Source organism: Candidatus Manganitrophus noduliformans (assembly GCF_012184425.1).
In the GTDB taxonomy this organism is placed as follows: Bacteria; Nitrospirota; Nitrospiria; order SBBL01; family Manganitrophaceae; genus Manganitrophus; species Manganitrophus noduliformans.
Window position 1 is genome coordinate 832,631 of sequence record NZ_VTOW01000001.1, and the last position, 14,691, is coordinate 847,321.

At 54.1% G+C, this 14,691-nt stretch carries 17 protein-coding genes; 9 read left to right on the top strand and 8 right to left on the bottom strand.

Annotated features, from left to right (window positions below; all coding sequences use genetic code 11):
- Positions 1 to 132: 132 nt before the first annotated feature.
- Both MNODULE_RS04110 and MNODULE_RS04115 read left to right on the top strand, forming a co-directional pair.
- Complete coding sequence (locus MNODULE_RS04110) at positions 133 to 1,047, top strand: tetratricopeptide repeat protein (RefSeq protein ID WP_168058199.1); 915 nt, start codon at positions 133 to 135, stop codon at positions 1,045 to 1,047.
- Between the two features lie 43 nt (positions 1,048 to 1,090).
- Positions 1,091 to 2,095 carry an RluA family pseudouridine synthase gene (locus MNODULE_RS04115; protein WP_168058200.1) on the top strand — a complete coding sequence of 335 codons (1,005 nt, stop codon included), beginning with the start codon at positions 1,091 to 1,093 and terminating at the stop codon, positions 2,093 to 2,095.
- Here the strand turns inward: MNODULE_RS04115 and MNODULE_RS04120 are convergent.
- Positions 2,043 to 2,441, bottom strand: a complete 399-nt coding sequence (locus MNODULE_RS04120; RefSeq protein WP_168058201.1) for a PleD family two-component system response regulator — start codon at positions 2,439 to 2,441, stop codon at positions 2,043 to 2,045. The two genes, MNODULE_RS04115 and MNODULE_RS04120, sit on opposite strands and share 53 nt — an antisense overlap.
- Before the next feature lie 66 nt (positions 2,442 to 2,507).
- Positions 2,508 to 2,747: a helix-turn-helix domain-containing protein gene (locus tag MNODULE_RS25405; protein WP_168059198.1), complete on the bottom strand. Its 240-nt coding sequence runs from the start codon at positions 2,745 to 2,747 to the stop codon at positions 2,508 to 2,510.
- A gap of 66 nt (positions 2,748 to 2,813) precedes the next feature.
- On the opposite strand from MNODULE_RS25405, the gene MNODULE_RS04130 reads away from it, so the two are divergent.
- The 3 genes from MNODULE_RS04130 to MNODULE_RS04140 all read left to right on the top strand — a co-directional run bounded on the left by MNODULE_RS04130 (position 2,814) and on the right by MNODULE_RS04140 (position 5,226).
- Entirely contained in the window at positions 2,814 to 3,497 is a 684-nt protein-coding gene (locus tag MNODULE_RS04130; RefSeq protein ID WP_181070922.1) for an XRE family transcriptional regulator, read from the top strand.
- Between the two features lie 217 nt (positions 3,498 to 3,714).
- Positions 3,715 to 3,996, top strand: a complete 282-nt coding sequence (locus MNODULE_RS04135) for a helix-turn-helix domain-containing protein (protein ID WP_168058202.1) — start codon at positions 3,715 to 3,717, stop codon at positions 3,994 to 3,996.
- 315 nt (positions 3,997 to 4,311) lie between these two features.
- Complete coding sequence (locus MNODULE_RS04140; protein WP_168058203.1) at positions 4,312 to 5,226, top strand: branched-chain amino acid transaminase; 915 nt, start codon at positions 4,312 to 4,314, stop codon at positions 5,224 to 5,226.
- Positions 5,227 to 5,241: 15 nt separating this feature from the next.
- On the opposite strand, the gene MNODULE_RS04145 is transcribed toward MNODULE_RS04140, so the two are convergent.
- The gene (locus MNODULE_RS04145) at positions 5,242 to 5,622 is read right to left on the bottom strand and encodes a CoA-binding protein (RefSeq protein ID WP_168058204.1); all 381 of its coding nucleotides are present in this window, start codon (positions 5,620 to 5,622) and stop codon (positions 5,242 to 5,244) included.
- An 80-nt stretch (positions 5,623 to 5,702) separates the two neighbouring features.
- Here MNODULE_RS04145 and MNODULE_RS04150 point away from each other — a divergent pair, with 80 nt between their 5' ends.
- Both MNODULE_RS04150 and MNODULE_RS04155 read left to right on the top strand, forming a co-directional pair.
- On the top strand, positions 5,703 to 8,045 hold the full coding sequence (locus tag MNODULE_RS04150; RefSeq protein ID WP_168058205.1) for a tetratricopeptide repeat protein: 2,343 nt from the start codon (positions 5,703 to 5,705) through the stop codon (positions 8,043 to 8,045).
- 196 nt (positions 8,046 to 8,241) lie between these two features.
- Positions 8,242 to 8,967, top strand: a complete 726-nt coding sequence (locus MNODULE_RS04155; RefSeq protein WP_168058206.1) for a lytic transglycosylase domain-containing protein — start codon at positions 8,242 to 8,244, stop codon at positions 8,965 to 8,967.
- A 3-nt stretch (positions 8,968 to 8,970) separates the two neighbouring features.
- On the opposite strand, the gene MNODULE_RS04160 is transcribed toward MNODULE_RS04155, so the two are convergent.
- Positions 8,971 to 9,255, bottom strand: a complete 285-nt coding sequence (locus MNODULE_RS04160) for a 2Fe-2S iron-sulfur cluster-binding protein (protein WP_168058207.1) — start codon at positions 9,253 to 9,255, stop codon at positions 8,971 to 8,973.
- Positions 9,256 to 9,296: 41 nt separating this feature from the next.
- A complete protein-coding gene (locus tag MNODULE_RS04165) occupies positions 9,297 to 9,956 on the bottom strand; it encodes an endonuclease III domain-containing protein (RefSeq protein WP_168058208.1) in 660 nt (219 codons plus the stop codon).
- A gap of 144 nt (positions 9,957 to 10,100) precedes the next feature.
- Between MNODULE_RS04165 and MNODULE_RS04170 the strand changes: the two genes are divergently transcribed.
- Together MNODULE_RS04170 and MNODULE_RS04175 are read left to right on the top strand one after the other, a co-directional pair.
- A complete protein-coding gene (locus MNODULE_RS04170; protein WP_168058209.1) occupies positions 10,101 to 11,069 on the top strand; it encodes a polyprenyl synthetase family protein in 969 nt (322 codons plus the stop codon).
- Positions 11,070 to 11,108: 39 nt separating this feature from the next.
- Positions 11,109 to 11,813 (top strand): TIGR04283 family arsenosugar biosynthesis glycosyltransferase, encoded by a 705-nt coding sequence (locus MNODULE_RS04175; protein WP_168058210.1) that lies wholly within the window; start codon positions 11,109 to 11,111, stop codon positions 11,811 to 11,813.
- 52 nt (positions 11,814 to 11,865) lie between these two features.
- Here the strand turns inward: MNODULE_RS04175 and MNODULE_RS04180 are convergent, their stop codons facing one another.
- The 3 genes from MNODULE_RS04180 to MNODULE_RS04190 all read right to left on the bottom strand — a co-directional run bounded on the left by MNODULE_RS04180 (position 11,866) and on the right by MNODULE_RS04190 (position 14,674).
- Positions 11,866 to 12,345 carry an aminoacyl-tRNA deacylase gene (locus tag MNODULE_RS04180; RefSeq protein WP_168058211.1) on the bottom strand — a complete coding sequence of 160 codons (480 nt, stop codon included), beginning with the start codon at positions 12,343 to 12,345 and terminating at the stop codon, positions 11,866 to 11,868.
- 109 nt (positions 12,346 to 12,454) lie between these two features.
- The gene (locus MNODULE_RS04185; RefSeq protein WP_202882107.1) at positions 12,455 to 14,221 is read right to left on the bottom strand and encodes an ABC transporter transmembrane domain-containing protein; all 1,767 of its coding nucleotides are present in this window, start codon (positions 14,219 to 14,221) and stop codon (positions 12,455 to 12,457) included.
- A 51-nt stretch (positions 14,222 to 14,272) separates the two neighbouring features.
- Positions 14,273 to 14,674 (bottom strand): hypothetical protein, encoded by a 402-nt coding sequence (locus MNODULE_RS04190; RefSeq protein WP_168058212.1) that lies wholly within the window; start codon positions 14,672 to 14,674, stop codon positions 14,273 to 14,275.
- Positions 14,675 to 14,691: the final 17 nt, after the last annotated feature.

Here is a 14,691-nt window from a genome sequence, read left to right on the forward strand (position 1 = left end):
CCGGTCGGAAATAGAGAAGAGAAGCGATAGGGTCAGATCGATCGAAAAGAAAGATGCCGCCCAGATTCCTCGAAGCGAGGGGGCCGATCGAATGAAAAAGCGCCAGGAGGTTTTCGAGGGAGTTCGATCCGTATGCGGAAAGAATCAGAGAAGTTCGTAAATAAGGCGGTCATGGCGTTGGACCGGGGAAACTGGCTGTTGGCCGTGCAATTCCTCAAGAAGGTCCTCGCCGCCGATCCAAACCACCTCCCGGCCTATCACGAGCTGGCCGATATCTATCTCCACCTCGGTCATTTCGACGCCGCGCTGGAAGTGATTCAAAGAGCGGTCCAAGTCTTCCCGCAAGACTATCAGAGCAGCTTTATTCTCGCCAACATTCTCCTCGTGCAGAACAAACCGGATCAAGCGCTCGGCATCTATCGGCGGCTGGAGAAGCTCCGGTGTGACGAGCAGGAGGTGACCGATCTCTTCTTCAACATCGCCTTAGCGTATCACGCGAAGAACCAAATGGCCCGGGCCCTTCGGTACCTTCGACAGGCGCTTGATGAAGATACCGCCTATACGGAAGCGTATGAGCTGATGGGGAAGATCCTCTTTGAGCGGAAGGATCTGCCCGGCGCCAAACAGGCGTTCGAGAAGATCATCGATATCGATCCGGGGCATCTGAATGCGCACCACATGCTCGGCATCATCTATTCAAAAGAATTGAAATGGGACGACGCGATCGGCGAGTGGAAGACGGTCCTCAATTTGGCGCCCGAAACGGACGAGGCGATGCGCGAGCTCGGCTGGGCGTTCAACATGATCGGCGAGGAGGAAGAGGCGGTCAGCTTCCTTCGGAAAGCGCTTGAAGTCAACCCGCAGAATATTCAGGCCCGGATCGATCTCGGCGCCGTCTTCATGGGGCAGATGCAATTTAAAGAGGCGATTGCCGAGTGGGAGTGGGTTCGCCAATATGATCCGAACAATAAACTCATCCACAAGTTTTTGTCCCAAGCCCGCCTGTACGAGAAAAAAATGAAACAGGAGAAAAAAGGAGAACGGTGACTCCCCAAAGCACCTTTTGAGGAGCCGTTTGGAGTCGCACTGCATGTCCTTTTCCCCTCCCCCCTCTTTGGTGGTCTCATCCCAGACCCCCCCCGAACGGATCGATCTCTATCTGATCAGAAGGGGTATTTCTCTTTCCCGATCCCGGATTCAAAAGCTGATCGAGGAGGGTCAGATTCTTGTCAACGGCCATCCGATCCGGGCCAGCTATCGGGTTCGCGAAGGGGACCGGATCGATTTACAGATTCCCCCCCCCGCTCCGTTGGAGCTGATCCCGGAAGAAGTTCCGCTCGATGTTCTCTATGAGGATGACGTGCTCCTCGTCATTAATAAAGAAGCGGGGATGGTGGTTCATCCCGCCCCCGGTCACGATCGGGGAACGCTGGTTCATGCCCTCCTCCATCACTGTCGGGCCCTTCCGGGAATCGGGGGGAGGGAAAGACCTGGAATCGTTCACCGGTTGGATAAAGAGACCTCCGGCGTGTTGGTCGTCGCAAAGACCGACCAAGCGCATCAACGCCTCTCGAAACAATTCAAGCAGCATACGATTGATCGGCGTTATTTGACGATTGTTTCCGGGAAAGTGGCGAAGAATTCCGGCAAGATTCAGCTTTCGATCGGCCGGGATCGGATCGATCGAAAAAAAATCTCCGCCCGAACCGCCCGCCCGCGCGAGGCGGAGACGCACTACGCCGTTCGGGAGCGCTTCCGAATCGCCACGCTGTTGGAGGTCTATCCTCAGACGGGGCGGACGCATCAGATTCGGGTCCACATGGCCCATCTCGGGCATCCTGTGGTGGGGGATAAAATTTACGGCGGCCGGACGGCGCGGATGTTCGAGATCAACGTGGAGCGGCAGATGCTCCATGCGGAGCGGCTCGGTTTTGTTCATCCGACGACCGGCGAGCCGATGATTTTCACCGCATCGATGCCGGCCGATATGCAGGCCCTCCTCTTAGCGCTTCGCGCAGAGAAGGAGAGCCAGGGGGCTTCTTCTACCGGGATGAGCGGGGCGGGTGGGAAGGGTCGTCGCGGCGCTGGAGGGTGAGATCGATCTGCCGCGCGATGTAAACCGGATCAAGCGGCGGAAGGATGAGACGCTCCGCCTTTAATTCATGGCAGTAACTCCGGGTCACCTGCACCGGGAGCGGATGATCACAGAAAAGAAAAACGGGGACCGATCCGATCCGACGCTCCTCCCGCAATTGTCTGCATACCTCGTAGCCGCTTGGCTCTCCCGGAATCAACAGATCGATCAGAATTAAGTTGATCGGAAACCAAGCGACCGCGAAGCGCACCTCCGCCGGCGTCCGGCATTCGAAAATCAGAAAGCCGCTCTTCCGAAGCTCCCCCTTGATCGGGAGGAGATTCGGCGACGATTCGAAAAACAACAACGATCTCTCGTGGCGTTTAATCGGGGTTCCATCCATAAAAGGGATTGTCTTTTCTACAGAGCTATGCTAATGATAAAAATGTTTCGCGCGATCGCGCCAAATTTCAGTTACCTCTTTCTGAAGAATGGATGCAATGAAGTTTCGAATCCGTTTCGAACGGGCCCGGTTAAAAATAATTTGGTGCACGGCCGACTGGGTGACGCCGAGCGAGCGGGCAATGCGCGTCTGTGTCCAGCCCCGCCGTTTCAGCTCAAAACAGATTTTCAGGCCGCGTTCTCTCTTTTTTTGAGAAAAGGACTTATGAATATTAGTGCTCTCCCGATTAAGATTGTAGAATCATCCTTAGTTTAATTCGTTAAAGCGACATTGTCAATGAGAAAATTCGCTAAGGCGACAGAGATCAACAAGCGCGTGAAGCAGATCCGAGAGCGGATCGGGCTGACTCAAAAGGAGTTCGCGGCGCAAATCGGGGTTTCCCGCAGCTTTCTCTCGGAAATCGAGGCGGGAAAGGTCAAGCCGTCCGTCGAGGCGCTGATCGGGATCGTGACCCGCTTTCAGATCGATCCGCATTGGCTCCTGATCGGCGCGGCCGGGGAGCGGCCGGCCGAGTTTGTCGCCGTGGAGTCCGCTTCCGGATACGCTTCTCCCCCGGAGAAGCAGAGCGCCTATCCCACCGTCCCGCTCCTCGATGATCGCGCCGTCTCGGGTTCTCCTCATCCGATCTCCGAGGCCGACATTGCCGCTTATCTTCCGGTGTGGGGGACGATCTTTCAGAAGGGGATGTTCTGTTTCTACCTTCGCGACGACGCCATGTCGCCGCTTCTGCGGCAGGGAGCCCTGGTCGGCGCGATTCCAATTTCGACGCCGTCGAAAAAATGGGAGGGGAAACTGGTGGTCCTCTGGCCGGCGAAAGGGGGGATGATGGTTCGGCGGTTTCGAATCGACCAGAAATATTTTATTTTTGAAGCGGAGAATAAAAATTATTCGGTGATTTATCTGGAACGATCGACGCGGCCGGTCCTCTTCAGCGTCGACTGGTGGTGGCAGAGTCAATAGAGGATGCGCCTGGGCGTGGAAGCGCGCGCCCCAATGTCATCTACCAGACATATATATCTCCATCGGAAGTTTTTCATCGCAAGGTGCTTGACTTTTAAATTTTAACTCACGTATACTTTTAGAAAATAGAAAGTGGTATCCCGCCTCTGGATGTAGAACCATCCATAGTATTTATTCAACCATAAAGAGATCATCGATCATGAGAAGGGGGTCAACAATGGAAAAAGTATCTCCGCAAAAAGTCGGCGAGCGGATCAGAGCGGTGCGCGGCAACAGAACTCAAACCGAGTTTGCAAAAGCGCTCGGGGTGAAGAAACAAAACTACATCAGTCGATATGAACGAGGACGCATTCCCTCTCCGGATCTTTTGGTCCGTATCGCCGAGATGGGAAGGGTGAGCATCGACTGGCTGCTCACCGGAAAGAAGGGCGCGGGGCGCGCGACGCCTCCCCAGGCGGCCCGAGGAGCTCGGAGCCTGCGTCAGGCCAAGAGAAAGTAGCTCTTCTTCCGCGCAACTTCTGTCAGCCTGCTTACGGTCGATCCGCCTCGGATCGAAAACCGCCGAGGCGGATCGACCTTGAATTTGAGCGATCTACGACGGTTCGGACAATTCTCCCCGATTCCAGAATAATCTTCTTCCGCCTCTGCGGAAGGTCATCCGCTTGCCGCGATGAGCGGCCGATTCTTTCAAAAATCCCCAGTATAAACCAACAGATGATGAGCGGCTTGTCGATGACAAAGACATTGACAGGCCCGGATTTTGTTCTATATACTCCATCAGGTAAAAAGATCTGATTTGACGAAAGGAGAAGGTGTGCTGAAAGAGACCCCCTTTATTTGGATGGATGGAAAACTGGTTCCCTGGAAAGAGGCGACCGTCCATGTGCTGACCCACAGCCTTCATTACGGTCTGGCCGTTTTTGAAGGGATCCGTTGCTACAAGGGGAACTCGGGCACGGCCGTGTTCCGATTGGCGGAACATGTCGAGCGTCTTTTCGGATCGGCTCACATCGTTCGGATGAAGATCCCTTTTGCCCAAAAGGAGATTGAGCAGGCGATTGTTGAAACCGTTCGTGTCAATCGTTTGGAAGAAGGTTATATCCGTCCGCTGGCCTATATCGGCTACGGGGAGATGGGGCTTTATGTGAAGGAAAATCCCATTCGTCTCTCGATCGCCGCCTGGCCCTGGGGGACGTATCTTGGGGAAGAGGGGATCCGACGCGGCATTCGGGTCGCCGTCTCTTCCTTTGCAAGGCACCATGTGAACATCAGCATGACCCGCGCGAAGGTCGCCGGTTATTACGTCAATTCTCAACTGGCGAAACGAGAAGCGAAGGAAGCCGGTTATGATGAAGCGGTTCTTCTCGACACCGAAGGGTTCGTTGCAGAGGGGCCGGGGGAGAATATCTTCATCGTTCGAAAAGGGGTTTTGAAGACGACGCCGCTGACTTCGATCCTTGAAGGAATCACACGGGACACGATCATGCAATTGGCCCATGAACGGAAGATCAAAGTCGTTCAAGAGCGGTTCACGCGCGACGACCTCTACTTGGCCGACGAAGCATTTTTTACGGGAACAGCCGCCGAGGTGACGCCGATCCGTGAAGTGGACGGTCGAACGATCGGCAAGGGGGAGCCGGGACCGGTGACGCTTGAGCTTCAAAAGGCCTTCTTTGATATCGTCCGCGGCAAAGAGAAGGCCCATCCGGAATGGCTGACCTTCGTATAACCACCACCCGACCGCCTAATACCTGCTTGGATCGGCTCCAATCGCGACGATGCTGCAGGTGTCCCGAATTTCAAGTCCTAGAGCGCGTCCTTTCCGAATCAATTCCTCGCTTTCAGAGCCGGGATTCAGATAAACGATCCGCATTCCCTCTTTTTGCCCCACCTCTTCGATGACCTTCAGCCCGATCGATGAGGGAATATAAAAGCTGGCAAGCGCAACCTGGTCGGGAATCTCTAGAACCGATCGATAGACCGGTCGTCCTTCGATCTCTTTTTCAGAAGGATGGACCGGGAAGACGTGATATCCCTTCTCCATAAAGGCCCGAACCGCCTTATTCCCAAATTTTGCGCGGTGGCGGGAGGCTCCTACTATTGCAATTTTCTTTTCCTCTTCCATGGTTTTCCTTTATTTTCTCTTCCTTGACAAGTAACCAGAGTTGGGGTATCCCTAAATTACATGACGTAGGGAACACTAGCATGGCGCGGCATTTCACACTCTCTCTCCCGACATTTTCCGGTTTTGTTTTTAGACGGTGGCTTCTTTGGCTGCTTCCCGTTTTTACCCTCCTGATTTATTCAAACACATGGGATGCGAGTTTTCATCTGGATGATGATATCAACATCGTCGAGAACCGGGCGATCCGGATCAAAAGCCTCGATCTCTCAAGCTTGATCCAGGCGGGATTCCGAAGTCCTTTGCCGAACCGATTTGTCGCGAACATGTCGTTTGCATTGAACTATTATTTTGGGGGACTTCACGTTTTCGGATACCACTGGATCAACACGCTGATCCATCTCGGCGCGGCTTTGCTGCTCTATTTTTTCCTTTATCAGACCTTTTTGCTCCAACGGCTGCGCCGATCGATCTCCTTTCCCGGCGAGGCGGCGGCCGTCGCCGCCCTTCTTTGGGCGATCCATCCCATTCAGACTCAGTCGGTAACGTATATTGTACAACGGATGACCAGCCTCTCCGCTTTTTTTTACCTGCTTGCCTTTGTCCTCTATCTACAAGGTAGAAAGGGGATGGAAGCGAAGCGGCTTTCCGGTTTCCAATCGCGGTCCGGTTATTGGTATCTCGGCTCCGGACTGGCCGCCTTGTTGAGTTTCGGGAGCAAAGAGACGGCGATTACCCTTCCGATGATGATCGTCCTTTATGACTTTCTTTTTTTCACCGGCGAAGATCGGAAGAGGGTTAAAAAGGCCGTTCCAATTTATCTGGCGCTGTGGATTGGAACAGGTCTGATCGCACTCCTTTATCTTTGGGGGGCGACAGGCGCGTTCGGCGCGCTTCAAGAAGGGGTTTCGAAGCAGTATGGTGTCGATTATATCCCTTGGGATCTTCGGTTAATGACCGGCGCGCGGGTCCTGGTCTATTATCTTTCCCTGCTTTTTTTCCCGCATCCGTCCCGCCTGAATTTGGACTATGATTTTCCGCTCTCCTATTCACTCTTGAATCCGCCGACCACCCTCCTTTCGGCCGTTGTATTGATCGGGCTCCTCTTCTTCGCCGCTGTTTCCTGGAAGAAAAAGCCCCTTCTCGTTTTTTTCGTTTTTTGGTATTTTGGAAATCTTCTGCTCGAATCGACTGTTTTACAGCTCGATTTGGTGTTCGAGCACCGTCTTTATCTTCCGTCCGTCGCTTTTTTTGTCTGCATCACCCTCGGATTACTCCGATGGGCATCGGCTCCCGCTCCGGAATGGGTCTCCATTTTTATTTCCCTTCTCCTGGCCGGTCTGATTTCCGTTCAGGCATTCTGGACGTTTGAACGGAACCAGGTCTGGAGAGAGGAGATCACCCTCTGGCAAGATACCATATCGAAATCTCCCCGGAAAGCCCGCCCCTATGAGGCGCTCGGAGCGGCCTTCGCCGAACAAGGGCGGTTCGATGAGGCCATTCAGGTTTTCCTGACAGCGTTGCGGTTGAACGAAAAGGATGCCAAGGTCCATACCAATTTGGGGGTCGCTTATTACAAGAAGGGAAAAATAGAACAGGCGATTTCGGAATTAAAAAGGGCGATTGAAATCAACAAACGGGACGCACTGGCCTATTACAACTTGGCCAATATTTTTACCGACCGGGAAAGATGGGATGACGCGATCGAGGCTTACGAAAAAGCGATCGAGATCCTTCCAGACAAGACGATGATTCGACATAATCTCGCGTACGCGTTGAATCGAAAGGGGATGCGTCAGGAGGCCATTCACGAATATTTGGAAGCGATCCGACAAGAAAATGATCTGGTTGAAAGCCACAAGAACCTTGCGGCGCTATATCTCCAGGAAGAGCAGATCGGCGAGGCGCTGCACCATTATCAGGAGGCCGCCCGGATCCGACCGGAGGACCCTGCCATCCATCGCGTAATGGGCTCCCTCTATAAAAAACAGAAACTGTTCGATCTGGCGCTGCGGGAGTTTGAAAAAGCGGCCCAGCTTGCCCCGAGCCCCACGACCTACTATCAACTCGGGACGGTTTTGGATCAGAAAAAAGAGTGGAGAGAGGCCATTCGGGCCTATCAAAAGGCCATAGAGCTAAATCCCAAAATGGTGGAGGCATACATCAACCTCGGGGTCGATTATCAGAAGGAGAATCAGCTCGAATTCTCTATGAAGGCCTTTCTCGAAGCGATGCGGCTTCAGCCGGAATTGGCCGAGGCCCATAATAACCTCGGCTATCTTTATCAGCAGAAAGGTCTTGTTGATCTCGCCCGCCTTGAATACCAGCTGGCATTACGGTTCCGTCCCCAGTGGGACCTCCCCCGAATCAACCTGATGCAGCTTCAGTCGCCGATTCAAGAAGTCACACTCCAGCCCGGACAATAGTATAAATCAGTCGACGGCAACGATTCCGAAAGGAATCTTTTGTGCAATCGTATGCAATCGGGTTGCATCATTTCGTGGAATATCCCACGGAAACTCTATGTCTGCCGCCGAAAGGAGTCATTTAAATTGTTCTTTCAAGACGGTCTCGGATTTGCAAAAAAAGCGTTCCGTTGTTGGAATGATTGGGGCGGATCCGATGTCGGTAAAGCAAAGGTACAGGCGATATTGGATATTAACCGGAACACTCGGGTTCTTTCTTTTTCACCCTTTCTCATCCGACGTCTCCCTGTCGGACCCGCACAACATGCCGCTCCACCTGCCGGCGGATCCTGTTCCTCATGAAGGTTCAGCAAAGCAAGGTTCTCCCCATTCTGAGGGCGGACATTTCCGGAAAGAGAAGAAAATCTTCGAGATTCTCTCCGGATTTGAAACCGGGCTCGATAAACATCAGGAGAAGAAGCTGGCGAGCTTCATTCATCAGGAAAGCCGCCGGTACGGGTTTGATCCCGAGCTGATCGTCGCCGTGATCTCTACGGAAAGTTCATTTTATAATTGGGCGATCTCTCCCAAGGGGGCCGTCGGATTGATGCAGCTGATTCCGACGACCGGGAAAGAAGTCGCGGAGAGAAACGATATCGTCTGGCACGGGAAAGATCTTTTATTCGATCCGTTCTTGAATATTCGCCTCGGTATTCACTATTTATGGATGCTCTATCTAAAATTTGGAGACATCCATATTGCCCTGACCGCGTACAATTATGGTCCCGGAAAGGTGGTCCGGTGGTTGAAAGCAGGCCAAAAAATACCGACGAATTATTCGGAAAAAGTGCTCGACTACTATCAAAAGTTTTTGAATTTAGGGGGGAGTGGAAAAAATGTTCCTGAAAAGGACCGGCCGGTTCAGATGGCGCGCCGTTCCTAAAGCCTAGAGCTTTTTATAGAACGGCGACGGCATTTCGGTAATGATCATTCCTTCTTGCGCCGGCGTTCTGCAGGCCCGTTCGGTCACCGTTTCTCCCTCCGGACCCAACTTGAAGCTCACCGTACAATTTTTGCATTCCCCATTCCAGCAAAATTTATTGGAAAAGCGAATCAGTCCCATCTCCTGGAAGATCCAGATGAGGTTGTCCTCCTGGACATGACAAACTTTTCCTTGAAGGGTTATCTGTAGTGTCACGGGGCCGCTTTGAGGGGAGGGGGTCGGTTCCATACGTTCTTCGAGTCTATCATAGAATGAGAGAAAGTAAAGACTCAACGCTTTTTCTCGACGCCCACCTGCTTGCAATAGGGAGAAATCTCGCATCGGCTGCAGATCGGCGAGATCGGTTTGCAGATGAACTGCCCATAGGGGACGAGGAGATCGTTATAAATGATCCAGTAACGCTTGGGAAGTTTTTCCCGGAGGGCCGTTTCGCTCTCTTCAGGACTCTTCGTCCGGATATAGCCGATCCGGTTTGAGATCCGATGAACATGTGTATCGACGCAGATCCCCGGCTTCCGAAAGGCCGCGGTCACGACGAGATTGGCCGTTTTCCTCCCGACGCCGGGGAGGGTGAGCAGGGCATCGATGGAATCGGGAACATGGCCGTCGAATTTCTCCATCAGGTCGCGGCAAATCCCGAGAATTTGCTGGGTTTTGTTCCTGTAAAAAGAGACGGGATAGATCGCCGACTCAATCTGAGCGGCCCGCAGGCAGCGCATCCGGCCGGGTGTCGCGGCCAATTGGAAGAGACGGGCCGAGGCGGCCTCGGTCGTTTCATCCCGCGTTCGCAGGCTCAGAAGACAGGAGATTAAGACCCGAAAGGGATCTTGGGTCCGCTGCGCGATCAGGCCGACCGCCGGCGTTTTCAACCGGCGCACCTCTTTTTTCAGGATCGCCATGATCGGATGAATGGAATCGGCCGTGATCATGATCTGAAAATAACATAAGCTTTCTTGAGATGCAATTCTCCCGGTTTCGGACCTAAAATCGTTTTTAGCTTGACTTAGGTTGTGGCTTAGCCTACTATTTTTTTACACTCAACTTTATTCCTCTTTAGGTCAGATGCGGTGGAGATGGATCAGGTCTGGTCCAATTATAAAGAAGCCCTCGACGAGGTCGAAGAGCAGATCAAAAAGGGCCTCGATTCCGAGGTCACGCTCATCAACAAAGTCGCCTACCATATCTTGAGCAGCGGCGGCAAGCGGATTCGCCCCCTCCTCTTAATCATCAGCGCCCAGCTTTGCCAATCGGTCGATAAACGCCATATCCACCTGGCCGGGATGGTCGAGTTCATCCACACGGCGACACTTTTGCACGACGATGTTTTGGACAATGCGGAGGTCCGCCGCGGTATCCCCGCCGCCCGCCTTCTCTGGGGAAACCAAGCGAGTATTCTGGTCGGAGATTATCTCTATACCCTGGCCGTCTGCCAGGCGGTGAAGATGGAGAATTTTGAGATCAACTATCTTCTCTCCACCACCTGCCGGAGAATGTCCGAAGGGGAAACGCTTCAATTGGTTCACAGCCGCGATCTTGATTTGACCGAAGCGACTTATCTCCAGATCATCGAATACAAAACGGCGGCGCTCCTGTCCGCCGCTTGCAAATTGGGGGGGATTATCGGGAATGAATCGGATGAGAAAAAGGAGGCGCTTTCCCGGTATGGCCGGAATTTGGGAATCGCCTTCCAAGTGGCGGATGATACCCTCGATTATGTCGCCGATCGGGCGCGCCTCGGAAAATCTCCGGGGAAAGATATCAAAGAAGGAAAGGTGACCCTCCCGCTCCTTCATCTGCTTCAACATTGTTCTTCAAAAGACAAAAGAGAGCTCAAGAAGGTTATCAAGAAGGCCGCCCTTCTCAAGAGAGATCTCTCTTTCGTGACCGGATTGATGGAGCAATACGGCTCCATCGCGTATGCCCGTAAAAAAGCGCAAGATTATGCCAACCGCGCGAAGAGCGATCTTTCTATTTTTAGCGACTCCCTCCATCGCCAAGCCCTCTGCACCGTCGCCGACTACGTTGTCCGAAGAGATCACTGATCGCTTCCCGATCGTGTTTTTCTTCTCGTATTTCCTTCAATGAAAAAAACTTCCATCGTCATCCCGGTGCTTAACGAAGAAGAGGCGCTCCGCCGGACGCTCGATCGATTGGAGCAATTCACAGAGGTCGAGATGATCGTCGTCGATGGAGGGAGCACCGATGAAACGGTGCCCCTCCTTCAAGCCTGGTCTGATCGGCATTCCACCCAAACGCGGAGTGTCCTTTATGGTGAACGAGGCCGGGCGCGGCAGATGAACGCCGGGGCGGAGCGGGCCACGGGAGAGATCCTCCTTTTTCTCCATGCCGACTCCCTCCTTCCTGCAGGAGCGATCGATGCGGTTGCGGAAGCGGTCCGCTCGCCTGCCGTGGCCGGCGGCGCATTTCGATTGAAGATCGATTCCGAGGCTTTCTTTTTAAGAATCGTCGAGAAGCTGGCGAATCTGAGGTCCCGGTTTCTCAAACTCCCTTATGGCGACCAGGGGATCTTTGTTCGAAGGGATCTCTTCGAACGTTTGGGGGGATATGCAGAGTTGCCTCTCATGGAAGATGTCGATTTCATCCGCCGTTTGAAGAGGGAGGGGGAAGTCGTCCTGCTCGCGGAGGAGATCGCGACCTCTCCCCGGCGGTGGCTCCGGGAGGGGATTTATTACGTCACTCTTCGCAATCTTGTTTTGTTGGCTCTCTATTTCGGAGGCGTTTCCCCCGGAAGGTTGGCGCGATGGTATCCCTTCGGAAAGAAGTAAGCGGCCCTGGTCCGGCCATCAGCGCGCTCGCCGCAGATCTCTACGAAGCGGCCTAGGCCGCCTTGGGTCTCGAGAACTTCCCGAACAGGGCGACCTGGGGAGAGACCAGCCGGCGGTAGTCGTCTATCGACATCGTGACGATCTCTGTGTGGCTTCCCGCCTCAAAATAGAATTTGTCGTACTGGGCAAGCCGTTCATCGAGGTAGACGGGAACGTGATAGAGATTGCCGAAGGGGGGCATGGCGCCGACGTCACAATCGGGAAAGATGTTTTTAAACTCCTCCTCCGTCGCGAGGCGGACCTGTTTGCTCCCGAGTATCGTCTCCAGTCGGCCGATGTCGATCAGTTCATGGGCCGGCAGGACGCACATCACCAACCGATCTCCCGCCTTCACCATCACGACCTTCCCGAGCCGTTTTCCCGTCTTGTGGAGTGTCGCCGCAATTTCTTGAGAAGTGTACGCCTCCGGATGGGCCGTCACCTCATAGGGAACCTGATTCTCATCCAAGTAGTTCTTTAATGTCGGGCTCATAGATAATCACCTCCTTTTTTTATTCTAGCCAATCCGTTTTGGGTGATTCAAGCATCGTTAAAGGGCGATGAGGAAAATAAGAATCTGAGGAGGATGAAGACGAAGCAAATTAGGAGGTCTCTTGTTCCGGGAGGGAGGCTTCCGCCCCGACTATTTTGAGCGTGTAGAGGTGATAATAGAGCCCCCGCCGCTCGATCAGCTCCGGATGGGTCCCCTGTTCGGCCAGGCATCCTTTGTTCAAGACCAAGATCCGGTCGGCCTTTTGGATGGTCGTCAGCCGATGGGCGATCACAAAGGTTGTTTTTCCCGCCATCAGTCTTTCCAATGCCTCTTGAACGAACAACTCCGATTCATTATCGAGATAGGCGGTCGCCTCGTCCAAGATCAGCAGCCGGGGATTTTTCAAAAAGGCGCGGGCAATCGCGATCCGCTGGCGTTGGCCTCCCGAGAGGGTCAGGCCCTTCTCGCCGACCTGCGTCTGGTATCCGTGAGGGAAAGCGGTGATGAAATCGTGCGCGTGCGCGGCGCGGGAGGCGGCGAGCAGCTCCGCCTCGGTCGCGTCCGGTTTTCCGTAGAGGATATTCTCGCGCAGCGTCCCCCCGAAGAGGATGACCTCCTGCGGAACGAAGGCGATCTGGTCGTAATAACTTTTGATTGTGACCTCCTTCAGCGGACGGCCGTCCACCTCGATTGATCCGGAGACCGGATCGTAGAAGCGGTGAAGGAGGTGGATCAGGGTGCTCTTGCCGGCGCCGCTGGGGCCGATGAGGGCGACTTTTTCTCCCGGTTGAACGGCAAAGGAAATTTCCTGCAACACCGGTTGATCGGCTAGATAATGGAATGAGACCTCCCTGAACCGGACCTCCCCCCGAATCGGCGGAAGCGGCCGGGCGTTCGGGGCGTCGGTCACCAGCGGTTTGGTATCGAGAATTTCGAAGACCCGTTGGCTCGACCCTAATCCTTCCTGCAGCTGCGAGAAGAGGCGGGCAAAACTCCCGATTGGTCCGGTGATGATCATCGCATAAATGATAAAGGCGATGATTTCCCCCGGCGTGATTTTTCCGAGAAGAATCTCCCGCGCGCCGTACCAGAGGATTCCGGCCGCCGCGCTGAACCCCAAAAAAATCATGACCGGGCCGAAAGCGGCCGAGATCCGGAGCCGCGCCAGGGTGACGGCCAGTGTCTTTTCGATCTGCCGTGAAAATCGGATCTGCTCATACGACTCTCGGCCGAATGATTTGATCGTCCGGATGCCGGAGATCATCTCCTCCATCAGGGTGGTGGTGTCGGCCAGATGGTCCTGCACCGAGATTGAAAATTGCTTCAACCGCTTCCCCATCCATCGGGCGATCGCGACCACGATCGGAATTAAAAGGAGAACCAGGAATGTAAGCCGCCAGTTCATATAGAGGAGAATGGCGACGCCGCCGATCAAGGTCAATGCCTGCCGGGTGAGGTTCACCGGCATCTCCGTCGAGAGGGTCTGAATGACCGCCAGATCATTGGTTAATCGAGAGAGGAGTTCTCCCGTCCTCCGTCGGGTGAAGAAGGAGAGGGAGAGGGTTTGAAGGTGCGAGAAGAGGGAGGCTCGAAGCTCCGCCAAGACCCGTTGGCCGACCGCTCCGAGAAGATAGTTATGGCCGAACGAAAAGAAGGCTTGGATCAGAAAGAGGGAGATCAGGCCGAGCAAGAGGGTCAGCGTCACCATTTGGCGGTCGACCAAGATCGAATCGACCTGTCGGCGAACGATCCAGGGAAGGCCCAGGCTGATGAGTGAGGATAAGAGGAGAAAGAAGGTCGCCAGCGCCATCGTCCCCCAATGCGGGCGGGTAAAACCGAGGATGCGGCGGAGAGAAGGATTGCTTTGAATCTGCACGGGGCGAGCCTTTATCGAATCGGATCAACGGCGGGCAGGAGGATTCGGTTCTTATCTCCTCTCTTTTGCTTGTTGGATGCTCTTTCGGGTCAGACTCCCGATGATAATGATGGGAGCGGCGGGGAAGAGAAGAACCCGGACGAGGTCGATGAAGAAGATTTCGTAGCCGGCGCGGAGGCGGACCAGTTTGACCATGCTCGGATGGTATTCGATTCTCCCCTCGTTGAGGGCGTCCGTGACGATTTTGTTCTGGCTGTTTTCAACCTGCGCCTCGGTGGGATCGACGCTGCTGCTGACGAGGGCTTCATACCGGGGCGGGTTCCAGGCGTATCCGGCGAGGGCAAGAATCAGAGAGAGAACGACCCCGACCGCCCAGAGAGCGCCCAGATCTTTTTTATCAACGACCGCTTCCCGGGTTGGAACCTGAATTTGTTGCTCCACATGTTGTTGCATAGTTATTTTCCTGGGTT

Bases quoted from the DNA above. Each gene is read 5' to 3' on its own strand.
- MNODULE_RS04110 (WP_168058199.1), top strand. From the start codon at position 133: ATGCGGAAAGAATCAGAGAAGTTCGTAAATAAGGCGGTCATGGCGTTG.
- MNODULE_RS04115 (WP_168058200.1), top strand. From the start codon at position 1,091: ATGTCCTTTTCCCCTCCCCCCTCTTTGGTGGTCTCATCCCAGACCCCC.
- MNODULE_RS04130 (WP_181070922.1), top strand. From the start codon at position 2,814: ATGAGAAAATTCGCTAAGGCGACAGAGATCAACAAGCGCGTGAAGCAG.
- MNODULE_RS04135 (WP_168058202.1), top strand. From the start codon at position 3,715: ATGGAAAAAGTATCTCCGCAAAAAGTCGGCGAGCGGATCAGAGCGGTG.
- MNODULE_RS04145 (WP_168058204.1), bottom strand. From the start codon at position 5,622: ATGGAAGAGGAAAAGAAAATTGCAATAGTAGGAGCCTCCCGCCACCGC.
- MNODULE_RS04150 (WP_168058205.1), top strand. From the start codon at position 5,703: ATGGCGCGGCATTTCACACTCTCTCTCCCGACATTTTCCGGTTTTGTT.
- MNODULE_RS04155 (WP_168058206.1), top strand. From the start codon at position 8,242: ATGTCGGTAAAGCAAAGGTACAGGCGATATTGGATATTAACCGGAACA.
- MNODULE_RS04160 (WP_168058207.1), bottom strand. From the start codon at position 9,255: ATGGAACCGACCCCCTCCCCTCAAAGCGGCCCCGTGACACTACAGATA.
- MNODULE_RS04165 (WP_168058208.1), bottom strand. From the start codon at position 9,956: ATGATCACGGCCGATTCCATTCATCCGATCATGGCGATCCTGAAAAAA.
- MNODULE_RS04170 (WP_168058209.1), top strand. From the start codon at position 10,101: ATGGATCAGGTCTGGTCCAATTATAAAGAAGCCCTCGACGAGGTCGAA.
- MNODULE_RS04175 (WP_168058210.1), top strand. From the start codon at position 11,109: ATGAAAAAAACTTCCATCGTCATCCCGGTGCTTAACGAAGAAGAGGCG.
- MNODULE_RS04180 (WP_168058211.1), bottom strand. From the start codon at position 12,345: ATGAGCCCGACATTAAAGAACTACTTGGATGAGAATCAGGTTCCCTAT.
- MNODULE_RS04190 (WP_168058212.1), bottom strand. From the start codon at position 14,674: ATGCAACAACATGTGGAGCAACAAATTCAGGTTCCAACCCGGGAAGCG.